Origin of the sequence: Alishewanella tabrizica (assembly GCF_014652375.1) — a bacterium.
Lineage (GTDB): Bacteria > Pseudomonadota > Gammaproteobacteria > Enterobacterales > Alteromonadaceae > Alishewanella > Alishewanella tabrizica.
Genome location: NZ_BMYR01000035.1, coordinates 1 through 939, shown reverse-complemented (window position 1 = coordinate 939; position 939 = coordinate 1). Strand labels below are relative to the sequence as shown.

Sequence of the window (939 nt, the reverse complement as noted above, 5' to 3'; positions counted from 1 at the left end):
CAGTCACAAGTGAGGGGAAGTCGCATGGAACAGTCTATACGTTGTGGGGTCGATATTGCAAAGCTCGTGTTTCAAATTCATGGCGTTATTGCTAAATCTGGTGAAACCATCATGGTAAAGAAGTTAGCCAGAAACGAAATGCTTCGCTATTTCGCCAATAAACCACCGATGCTTATCGGCATTGAAGCCTGCGGTGGTGCGCATTATTGGGCGCGTGAGCTGACCAAACTCGGCCATACCGTAAAGCTGATGACACCGCAGTATGTTGCACCCTATCGGCGTGGTGGTAAAAACGATGCCAATGATGCCGAAGCCATTTGTGAAGCTCTGGCTAGGCCAAATATGCGTTTTGTTGCCGTGAAATCCGAATCACAGCAAGCGGTTTTGGTTATGCACCGCATGCGTGAGCAATGGGTGCGTGAGCGCACTTCATTGATGAACCAAATCCGCAGTTATCTGCATGAGTTTGGCATCGTGATTAATCAGGGCCGCGCAGCACTGACTAAAACGTTGCCTTTGGTGGCTGAATCGGAAACACTGCCCCTACTGTTTCGCCAGAGTATGGCTGATTTAGCGGACAAGTTAGCTGATTTAGAAACGCGGATTACTGCACTTAACAAACGAATTGAAGCCTGGAGTAAGCAAAACAGCACGGCAAAAGCTTTACTTGATCTCTGTGGTGTCGGTAGCATTACCGCCACTGCGGCAGTAGCAACAGCCGGTGATGTGTCAGTATTTAAAAACGGCAGACAGTTTGCTGCTTGGCTCGGTTTAGTGCCAAAACAGAATTCATCCGGTGGTAAAACGCAACTCGGTGCCATTACTAAACGCGGCGACCGCTATTTGCGAACACTCTTGGTTCAGGGTGCCCGAACCGTCATGCTTGCGGCCAGCAGAGCACAAAAATCCACGCAAACAACACCCATGTTTGAGTGGATT

General features: G+C 49.1%; 1 protein-coding gene. It reads left to right on the top strand.

The window, feature by feature from the left end:
* Positions 1-24 precede the first annotated feature (24 nt).
* Positions 25-939, top strand: a 915-nt coding sequence (locus IE070_RS16505) for an IS110 family RNA-guided transposase (RefSeq protein ID WP_189484284.1), incomplete at its 3' end; no start/stop codon positions are given.